The organism is Pseudonocardia halophobica, from assembly GCF_027922425.1.
GTDB classification, from domain to species: Bacteria; Actinomycetota; Actinomycetes; order Mycobacteriales; family Pseudonocardiaceae; genus Pseudonocardia; species Pseudonocardia halophobica.
In genome coordinates this window covers 218,400-227,540 of the sequence record NZ_BSFQ01000008.1, presented here as the reverse complement: position 1 = coordinate 227,540, position 9,141 = coordinate 218,400, and the positions used below count along the sequence as shown (strand labels likewise).

Below are 9,141 nucleotides of genomic sequence, written 5' to 3'. Positions count from 1 at the left end.
CCGTTCGGCGCGGCGGGCCCGGGGGCGGGCGGCCGGTCCGCGCGCGGCTCCCCCCGCTCGGGGGCCTCGGCGTCGTCCGCGCGCGCCGGAGCCGGCCCGGGCAGGTCCTCGGGCCGGGGACCAGCCGGCGTGCTGGGGCTCCGGTACTCGCGCATCCCTTCCATGGTGCCCGACGGACCGCGATCCCTTCTGGCGGGCCCGCCCGGGCGCGCCGCGCCGCGGAAGCGCGGATGAGCTGCGGAAACGGTCTCAGGCGCGGACCTCGTCGAGCAGCAGCGGGCCCCGCTCGGCCGGTTCGTCCCCGATCGCGAGGCCGTCGTCGAGCGCGGCCCGCGCACCGGGCACCGCGTCGGGGGTGTCGGTGTGCAGCTCGAGCAGCGGCTCGCCGGCCCGCACCTCGTCGCCGATCCCGGCCAGCAGGCGCACCCCCGCCGCGGCCTGGACCGGGTGCTCCTTGCGCGCCCGGCCCGCCCCGAGCCGCCAGGCCGCCGTGCCGACCGCCAGCGCGTCGAGCCTGGTCAGGACGCCGGAGGCCGGTGCGTCGACGGTCTCGACGTGCGCGGCCGTCGGGAGCGGTGCGCCCGGGTCGCCACCCTGTGCGGCGATCATCCGCTCCCAGACCTCGAACGCCCGGCCCGACGCCAGGACCTCCGCCGGGTCGACGTCGGCCTCCGGGTCGATCCCGGCGAGCCCCAACATGGCGTGGGCGAGGGCCAGGGTGAGTTCCACGACGTCGGGCGGCCCGCCGCCGCGCAGGACCTCGACCGCCTCGGCGACCTCCAGCGCGTTGCCGACCGCGCGCCCCAGCGGCACGGACATGTCGGTGAGCAGCGCGCGCGTCGGCAGGCCCTCGGCCGCGCCGATCGCGACCATCCGCCGGGCGAGCTCCTGCGCGGCCTCGCGGGTCCGCATGAAGGCGCCGCTGCCCACCTTGACGTCCAGGACCAGCCCGTCGGTGCCCTCGGCGATCTTCTTGCTCATGATCGAGCTGGCGATGAGCGGGATCGACGGCACGGTGCCGGTGACGTCGCGCAGGGCGTAGAGCCTGCGGTCGGCCGGGGCGAGCGCGGGCGTGGTCGCGCAGACGACGGCGCCGACCTCGGCGAGCTGGGCGGCGATCTCCTCGGTCGACAGCTCGGCCCGCCAGCCCGGGATCGCCTCCAGCTTGTCGAGGGTGCCGCCGGTGTGGCCGAGGCCGCGCCCGGACAGCTGCGGGACGGCCGCGCCGCACGCCGCGACCAGGGGCGCGAGCGGGAGGGTGAGCTTGTCCCCCACCCCGCCGGTGGAGTGCTTGTCGACCAGCGGGCGGCCGACGTCCGGCAGCGCCAGCCGCTCCCCGGACTCGATCATGGCGAGGGTCCAGCGGGCCGTCTCGGCGTCGTCCATGCCGTTCAGCAGGATCGCCATGGCGAGGGCGGACATCTGCTCGTCGGCGACATCACCGCGGGTGTAGGCGGCGACCACCCAGTCGATCTGCGCGTCGCTGAGGCGGTGGCCGTCCCGCTTGGCGGCGATGACGTCGACGGCGGAGTGGGTCACGCGCGTCCTCCCTGGTCAGGTGGGGTCGTGAGCGGCAACTGCTGCTCTAGGGGCAGTGGGCACTCACAGGGTGAAGGCGTCGGGCAGCATCTCGGCGAGGGTGCGGACGCCGCGCGGCGTGTCGAGGGTGCACTCCGGGCCGCCCAGCTCGAACAGCACCTGGCGGCAGCGTCCGCACGGCATGAGCAGGTCCCCCGCGCCCGAGCGGACCGCGACCGCGACGAACCGCCCGCCGCCGGTGATCCGCAGCTGGCCGGCGAGGGTGCACTCGGCGCAGAGGGTGAGGCCGTAGGAGGCGTTCTCGATGTTGCAGCCGGTCACCACGCGGCCGTCGTCGCACAGGGCGGCGGCGCCGACGTGCAGGCCGGAGTAGGGCGCATACGCCGCGGCCGCCGCCTCGACCGCGGCGGCCCGCAGCCGGTCCCACTCCCGATCTCCCACGGTCACCCGATCGATCCTGCCGGACGCCGTGCAGGATGTGATCGTGGACGAGACGAGCGTCGTCGTGGACGCGACCCCCGACGAGGTCTGGGCCCTGGTCAGCGACATCACGCGCATGGGCGAGTGGAGCCCGGAGTGCACCGGCGGGGCGTGGCGCGGCGGCGCGACCGGCCCGGTCGTCGGGGCGCGGTTCGTCGGGTTCAACCGGCACGGGCGGATCCGCTGGCGCACGCACTGCCGCGTGATCGAGAGCGTGCCGGGCAAGGCGTTCGCGTTCACGGTCCTGGAGAGCGCGATGACGTGGGGCTTCCGGATCGAGCCGATCGAGGGCGGCACGCAGCTGTCCGAGTGGCGCGAGCGCACGGGCGCCCTCGCGGTCCCGGCGAAGCTGTTCGCCGGCACGGGCCTGCTCGGCCGCGACCGCGAGGGGATGATGGTCGACGGCATGATCCGGACCCTCGAGCGGATGAAGGCCGAGCTGGAGCGCTGACGCGCCGGTACGCGGCGAGTGGTGCCGAAGCACTCGCCGGTACGGGCCGAACGGCCGATGGGCGCGCGGGCGGTACGGCCGTAGGGTCGCGATCATGCACGCGTGGCGGCGGTCGACGGTGGGTGCGCTGGTCGCCGCGATCTTGTCGCTGCCCCTCGCCACGCCTTCCGCGAGCGCCGCCCCGTACACCACTCCCACCCAGCCGCCCGCCCTCGCCGCACCGGCCCCCGCGGGCGTCTGCCCCGGGCACGAGGCCCCACCCGGCCCGCCGGCGCGGGAGGAGACGGTCGCGATGGCCCCGGTCGCCGTCCCGCAGCAGCCCGTCGGCGGGGCGCGGCTCGGCGGGTGCGGGGACGTCCTGCCCGACGGCGCCGCCCCGCCGCCCGCCGTCAGCGCCGCGGGCTGGGTGGTCGCCGACCTCGACTCCGGTGCCGTCCTCGCCGCGCACGACCCGCACGGGCGGCAGCGTCCGGCGTCGACGCTGAAGATCCTCACCACGCTTGTCGTGCGCGCGCAGCTCGACCCGGACGCCGACGTCGTCGTGGCGCCCGAGGACGTCCAGGTCGACGGCAGCAAGGCCGGCATCGGCCCCGGCGGCCACTACAGCGTGCGGCAGCTGCTGGCCGGGCTGCTCCTGAACTCGGGCAACGACACCGCCATGGCCCTGGCCCGCACGATGGGCGGCGTCCCGGCCACCCTGCAGGCGATGCAGGCCCGCGCCGAGCAGCTCGGGGCTCTCGACACCCGCCCCGCCACGCCGTCGGGCCTCGACGGGCCGGGCATGTCGACCTCGGCCTACGACCTGGCCGTGTTCTTCCGGGTGGCGCTGCGGGACCCGCTGGTGCGCGAGACCCTCGCGGCCCCGACCGTGCCCTTCCCCGGCTTCGCCGACCGGCCCGGCTTCATGCTGGCCAACGACGACCCGCTGCTCCACACCTACCCCGGCGCCTTCGCGGGCAAGACCGGCTTCACCGACGCCGCCCGGCACACCTTCGTCGGCGCCGCGGAGCGGAACGGCCGACGGCTGGTGGTCGCGCTCGTGCGCGCCGAGCAGCACCCGGTGCGGATGATGGCGCAGGCCGGGGCGCTGCTCGACTACGGTTTCGGGCTGCCGCCGACGGCCTCGGTCGGCACGGTCGTCGACGCCCGGCCCGTCGAGCCGACCCCGGCCCCGGCGCCCGCACCGGCCCCGGTGGCGATCGCCCCGGCGCCCGCGACGCACCCGGTCCGGGCGTGGGCCGTGGCGGCCACCGTGGCGCTGGTGCTCATCGCGGGGACGGGGATCGTCCTGGCCCGACGACGTCGCGGCTGACCGGGTTCCCGCAGGTAACCGGGGTCGTGAGCGGCAACTGCCCCTCTAGGGGCAGTCGGCGCGCACGGGTCAGCGGCGGGGACGGAGCGCACGCAGGCCGAGGAGCCCGCCGACCGCGGTGACCGCGCCGGCGCCGAGCAGGCCCGCGGCGGCGGCGGGGCTGGGGCCGGACCGGACGACGACCTCGGGCCGGATCACCGCCGGCGCCGGCACCTCGACCGGCTCCTCCTGCTCGTTCTCCTTCGCCGTGGCCGCCCAGGCGGTGACGAAGAGGATGAACCGCGAGGTGAAGAACGCGAAGACCAGCAGACCGATGATCGGGCCGAACGCGACGCCGGCCGGCGACTGGGTGACCGACGACAGGTAGATCGTCATGACCTGCTTGAGGACCTCGAAGCCGACCGCGCCGATCACGGCCGCGCGCATCGCGCTCTTCACCGCGACGGGCGCGCGCGGCAGCCGGGCGATGACCCAGAGGAAGACCAGCCAGTTCGCGGCGAGACCGAGCAGCACGGCGAACATGGCGAGCAGGAACCTGGCCCAGGCCTGGCCGCCGAGGCCCACCAGGTCGAGCAGCAGCCGGCCGAAGGCGTTGCCCGCCGCCGACACCGCGAACGACAGCACCAGCGCCAGGCCGAGGCCGACCAGCGCGATCAGGTCGAACAGCGTCTTCTTGACGACGTTCGGCGTCTCCGGCGGCTGCGCCCACTGCTCGGACAGCGCCTCGCGGAGGTTGCCCATCCACCCGATGCCGGAGTACAGCGCGACGACGAGGCCGATGATGCCGACCGCGCCCGCGGAGCTGATGGCCTGGTCGATCACCTGGTTGATCGTGTCGCCGAGCTGGCCCGGCACCTGCGCGGTGATGCCCTCCTGGATCTGCTGCAGCAGCTGGGGCTGGCTCTGCAGCACGAACCCGGCGATGGCGAACGCCACCATCAGGATCGGCACGAGCGCCAGCACGCTGAAGTAGGTGATGGCCGCGGCGTAGTGGTCGCCGTGCCGGTCCGTGTACCGCGTCCCCGCCCGCATCAGGTGGTCGAGCCAGGGCATGCGCTCCCGGGCCTTCTCGATCGCGCTCGGGCCGTCGTCGGTGTCCTTCGCCCCGTCGTCGGCCGCGCTCGCGCGGGTCTTCTCGTCCGTCGTCGGCCCGGCCACGCCCTCACCCCATCAGCTCGTCGGCGGCAGGAACCCGATCCTCTCGTGGACGGCCGCCAGCGTCGCGCCGGCGACCTCACCCGCCCGGGTGGCTCCCCGGGCGAGCACCCGATCGAGCTCGGCGGGGTCCCCCAGGTACTGCTGTACCCGCATCCGCAGCGGAGCAACGAAATCCGCGACGACCTCCGCGAGGTCCTTCTTGAGGTCGCCGTAGCCCTTGCCCGCGTACTCCGCCTCGATCTCGGCGACCTTGCGGTCGCTCAGCGCCGAGTAGATGGTCAGCAGGTTCGCGATGCCCGGCTTCGCCTCCGGGTCGTAGCGGATCTCCCGCTCGTTGTCGGTGACGGCCGAGCGAATCTTCTTGGCGATCCGCTTGGGGTCCTCGAGCAGCTCGACGATCCCGCCGGGCGTCGACGCCGACTTGCTCATCTTGATCGTCGGGTCCTGCAGGTCCTGGATCTTCGCCGCGCCCGCCGGGATGAACGGCTCCGGGACCGTGAACGTCGGGCCGAAGCGCTGGTTGAAGCGCTGCGCGAGGTTGCGGGTCAGCTCCAGGTGCTGGCGCTGGTCCTCGCCCACCGGCACGCGGTCCGCCTGGTAGAGCAGGATGTCCGCGGCCATCAGGACCGGGTAGCTGAACAGCCCGACGCTCGCCCGCTCGGCGCCCTGCTTCGCGGCCTTGTCCTTGAACTGCGTCATCCGGGAGGCCTCGCCGAACCCGGTGTAGCAGTCGAGGATCCACGTCAGCTGGGAGTGCTGGGGCAGGTGGGACTGCACGAAGATCGTGCAGCGGTCCGGGTCGAGACCGAGCGCGAGCAGCTGCGCGGCGGCGTTGCGGGTGCGTGCGGCCAGCGTCGCCGGGTCGTGGTCGACGGTGATCGCGTGCAGGTCCGGGATGAAGTAGAACGCGTCGTGGTCCTCCTGCAGGGCGACCCACTGCCGCACGGCGCCGAGGTAGTTCCCGAGGTGGAAGGAGTCGGCGGTCGGCTGGATCCCGGAGAGCACCCGGGGACGTCGCGCGGTCGTGTCGGTCCCGGTCATGGGACCAGTCTCTCAACCGCCGTCGACCCGGTTACGCCCGCCACCGGGCACGAGGTCCGCGGGCACGACGGTCCCGAACGCCAGCTCCTCCCGGCACCCGCGGCAGCGCAGCCGCGGGCGGAAGGGCCGCCCGCACGCGCGGTGCACGCCCTCGTACGCCGCGGGCCGCCCCTCGGCCGCCAGCCACCGCCGGCCCCAGTCGGCGAGGCAGGTCAGGATCGGGAAGGTGGCGCGGCCGCGCGCGGTCGGGCGGTAGCCGTCCGGGTCCTGGTCGAGGACGCCGAGCGCACGGAACCGGCGCAGCCGGTCGGCCAGGACGTCGGGCGAGACGCCCAGGGCGCGCTCGAAGGCGGAGAAGGTCCGGGTCCCGACCAGAGCGGCGGACAGCACCGCGGCGCCCCAGCGGTCACCGACGATCTCCATCGCGCCGGGAAAGGCCGAGAGCGGGTCCGCCGGCAGGGTGGCGCGGCTGCGTCGCGGGTGCAGCCGCGCACCGGGCGGCCCGACGATCGGGACGCGGGCCCCGGGGTCGAGGTCCAGGTCGTCGAGCCCCACCGGCAGGTCGCAGTGCACGCAGGTCACGAGCAGGTCGGTGACGGCTCCACAGCCGGTGTGCACGGGGTCGGGCAGCGGCACCTCGCGGGGCACCCACGCCCGCTCCCAGAGCCAGATCGCGGTGAGGAGCGCCCACGTGTCGCGGCCCGAGGCCGTGAGCCGGTACTCGTGCCGGGACCGGCCGCCGTCGCGGTAGGGGCGGGTCTCGAGCAGGCCGGCGTCGGTGAGCGCGCGGAGGCGGCTGGACAGCGACGCGTCCGAGATGCCGAGCGCGCGCTTCCACCCGCCGTACCGCCGGACGCCGAGCAGCGCCCGCTGCAGGATCAGCAGCGTCCAGGTGTCGGCGAGGAGGGCGGTGGCCAGGTCGAGCGGCGTGGGCTCGGCCCGGGTGGGCCCGTCGGCCGGGGGCGGAGAGGACGCCGACGCGACCGGTGCGCCCGGGCGGGGCGCAACCGGCTCCCGGGTGACGGTCGAGTCGGTGACGGCTTCCCCCTTGACCGGGTTTCTCGCTTGACCGGACGGTGGGCCCGATCGTAGCGTCGTGCTGGCTCTGTCGATCGAAGTGCGGGATCCCGCCCGACGAGCCCGACGACCAGGGGGGTCGAGTGAGGCGGGGCGGCCGCCGCCGAGGCGCGCGGTCACCCCGCCGCCCGCTCCGGTGACAGGTGGAACCGACCCTGTCGGACCAACGCGGACCTGCGCGGACGCACGCTGAGCGACGGAGCGGTCACCGTTTTTCACCCGCAGGTGGACGCGGCGAGGCCGACAATCGAGGGCGCTCGTCGACACGCCCAGGGGAGATCACCGTGCAGCGCAACCGCTCTTGGTGAACGACCGAGTGGGGTGCGGGCCCCGGCTGCCCGCACCCCCGGGCGTCGTGTCCCCTATCCCTCCCGGGCCGCGCGCACGCGGTGCGGCGCTCGCTCGGCGCGCGCCCCGCGGGTGAGCATCAGCGCGCTCGCGAGCAGCGCGCCCGCCGCCCCGCAGATCCCCACGGCCAGGGGCGCGCCCCACCGCTCGGCCAGCAGGCCGCAGACCAGGATCGCGAGCCCCTGCGCCGCGATCAGGCCCGACGCCGCCAGCCCGGTGGCCCGGCCGCGCACCTCGCCGGGTGTCGTGCGGACGAACACGGCCTGGGCCGGGACGAGCGCCGCGGTGCACAGGGCCCCGGTGACCGCCCACAGCACCACGACGGCCGCGACGTTCGACACGAACATCGAGGCCACGAGGGGCACCCCGGCCAGCGCGGTGCAGGGCAGGATCGCCCGCTCCCGCAGCCGCTCGGGCACCCAGCGGCTGATCACGAGCGCCCCCAGCACGCTGCCCGCCGGGTCGGCCGCCATGAGCAGCCCGACCGCCCAGGGGCCGGCACCGAGCTCGTCGGCCAGGGGGACGGCCAGGGCCTCGGGCGCGACGTAGCCGCCGACCAGCCACACGGCGAGGGCCAGCGTGCGCAGCCGGGAGTGTGCGAAGACCGTGCGCGCGCCCTCGCGGATGTCGGCGAGCCAGGACAGCGCGGCCGGTCCGGCGCCGTCGGCCGAGGCGGCGGGTGCCGAGCGCCTGCGGACGCCGACCCGCACGAAGAACGCCGAGAGCAGGAAGGTCGCGGAGTTCAGCAGGATCGCGACGCTCGGGCTGATCAGCACCAACAGGGCGCCGCCGACGGCGAACCCCGCGATCTGCGCGGTCTGGTTCGTGATCTGCCGGACGGCGAAGCCGCGTTCCAGCAGCTCCTCGCCGTCGAGCACCTCGGGCAGGAGCGCACCCTGGGCCGCGGTGTGCGGGGAGGCCAGCACCACCACCAGGACCAGCAGCGGACAGAGCAGCGCGAGCGGGATCCCGGGGACCGCCAGGGGCACGACGAGCAGCGCGCGGGCGACGTCCGCCAGCACCATGACCTCGCGGCGGCGGAAGCGGTCGGCCACCCAGCCGAGCAGCACACCCCCGAGCAGCGCCGGCAGGAAGGTCAGCGCGTAGACGGCCGCGGCCCAGGCCGCGGAGCCGGTGCGGCCGTAGACGAGGACGGAGAACGCGACGCGCGCGAGCTGGTCGCCGCAGATCGAGACGAGCTCCGCCGCCCAGAGGGCGCGGAACTCCGCAGTGCGGAACACGCTCGGTCGCGTGACTCTCCGACGCACGATCCCCCCGAGGTGGCTGCCGCCCGTACCGCCCGGTCCACCGGGCCCGTAGATCGATACTGAACGTGAGCGACCGGAGCCGGAGAGTCCCGGCGGATCGCTCGGCGGGCGGTCGTCGTTCGGCGGTGACCGGTCGCCTCAGCCTGCTCCAGGACGTCGGACCGCGCACCCCTTTCCACGCGGACGGGTGTGCGGAGCCGGCCCGGGAGCGCCCCCCGGAAGTGGGAGCGGGCGGCGCGGGCCGGTGGGTTCAGGGGTCTCGACGGGGGCTTCGGGAGCGGGCTGTGGAGGGGTTTATGGGGTCTGTGGGGTGCTGGTCCGTGAGGTGGCCGGGTCACCAGGCGCGGTTGCGCATCTGCGGTCTCTTCCTCGCTCGTCGGGTCGCTGTCGGGTGTGCGGTGCTCACCAGGCGCGGTTGCGCATCTCGGGCTCCTCGTGGTCGTCGGGTCTCGGTCGGGTCGTCTCAC

The 9,141-nt window shown here is 75.3% G+C and carries 8 protein-coding genes; 2 read left to right on the top strand and 6 right to left on the bottom strand.

Going from position 1 to position 9,141, the window contains the following annotated elements; genetic code table 11:
* Window positions 1-249: 249 nt before the first annotated feature.
* Complete coding sequence (locus tag PKE99_RS12880; protein WP_037046367.1) at window positions 250-1,539, bottom strand: thymidine phosphorylase; 1,290 nt, start codon at window positions 1,537-1,539, stop codon at window positions 250-252.
* A 63-nt stretch (window positions 1,540-1,602) separates the two neighbouring features.
* A complete protein-coding gene (locus PKE99_RS12875) occupies window positions 1,603-1,980 on the bottom strand; it encodes a cytidine deaminase (protein WP_037046653.1) in 378 nt (125 codons plus the stop codon).
* Window positions 1,981-2,023: 43 nt separating this feature from the next.
* Between PKE99_RS12875 and PKE99_RS12870 the strand changes: the two genes are divergently transcribed.
* Window positions 2,024-2,470 (top strand): SRPBCC family protein, encoded by a 447-nt coding sequence (locus tag PKE99_RS12870; RefSeq protein WP_037046650.1) that lies wholly within the window; start codon window positions 2,024-2,026, stop codon window positions 2,468-2,470.
* Window positions 2,471-2,564: 94 nt separating this feature from the next.
* Window positions 2,565-3,782, top strand: a complete 1,218-nt coding sequence (locus tag PKE99_RS12865) for a D-alanyl-D-alanine carboxypeptidase family protein (protein WP_037046365.1) — start codon at window positions 2,565-2,567, stop codon at window positions 3,780-3,782.
* Window positions 3,783-3,851: 69 nt separating this feature from the next.
* Here PKE99_RS12865 and yhjD read toward each other — a convergent pair whose 3' ends face one another.
* The 4 genes from yhjD to PKE99_RS12845 all read right to left on the bottom strand — a co-directional run bounded on the left by yhjD (window position 3,852) and on the right by PKE99_RS12845 (window position 8,647).
* Window positions 3,852-4,940, bottom strand: coding sequence for an inner membrane protein YhjD (gene yhjD / locus PKE99_RS12860; RefSeq protein WP_306470738.1), 1,089 nt, complete (start codon window positions 4,938-4,940; stop codon window positions 3,852-3,854).
* A gap of 12 nt (window positions 4,941-4,952) precedes the next feature.
* Entirely contained in the window at window positions 4,953-5,981 is a 1,029-nt protein-coding gene (gene trpS, locus PKE99_RS12855; protein ID WP_037046362.1) for a tryptophan--tRNA ligase, read from the bottom strand.
* A 12-nt stretch (window positions 5,982-5,993) separates the two neighbouring features.
* Window positions 5,994-7,178 (bottom strand): winged helix-turn-helix transcriptional regulator, encoded by a 1,185-nt coding sequence (locus tag PKE99_RS12850; protein ID WP_051737508.1) that lies wholly within the window; start codon window positions 7,176-7,178, stop codon window positions 5,994-5,996.
* A 242-nt stretch (window positions 7,179-7,420) separates the two neighbouring features.
* A complete protein-coding gene (locus PKE99_RS12845; protein ID WP_051737507.1) occupies window positions 7,421-8,647 on the bottom strand; it encodes an MFS transporter in 1,227 nt (408 codons plus the stop codon).
* Window positions 8,648-9,141 lie beyond the last annotated feature (494 nt).

Coding starts and splice junctions, on each gene's coding strand:
- trpS (WP_037046362.1), bottom strand. CDS start 5,981: ATGACCGGGACCGACACGACCGCGCGACGTCCCCGGGTGCTCTCCGGG.
- PKE99_RS12865 (WP_037046365.1), top strand. CDS start 2,565: ATGCACGCGTGGCGGCGGTCGACGGTGGGTGCGCTGGTCGCCGCGATC.